General features: G+C 40.2%; 1 protein-coding gene. It reads right to left on the bottom strand.

Annotated elements, in window-relative coordinates; genetic code table 11:
- The coding region (locus SB773_RS33515) for a YiiX/YebB-like N1pC/P60 family cysteine hydrolase (RefSeq protein ID WP_410594770.1) at nt 1-251 on the bottom strand (251 nt) is incomplete at both ends.

Raw genomic sequence — 251 nt, 5'->3', positions numbered from 1 at the left:
CCTCCGGTCATTAAAATTGACATCCGCTCCATAGTAAAAAGCTTGCCAAACTATTTTGGAGCAGTATGTAGGCGAGGCACCATTCAATTTATTAGTTAGACCATATGTTGCATCTGAGTATTCTTCTGCAAACTGGGTTGCCCACTCGCCAGCTTGTCTAGCTGCTCTACTACTGCTATAACGGACAACCTTAATATTTGATTTATACCTTTTGAAAAATTTCGAAATGGATATATCCTCGGGATTCTCAC

This window comes from Bacillus sp. SIMBA_074 (genome assembly GCF_046534555.1).
GTDB lineage: Bacteria > Bacillota > Bacilli > Bacillales > Bacillaceae_G > Bacillus_A > Bacillus_A mycoides.
This window is presented reverse-complemented; position numbering and strand designations above follow the sequence as displayed.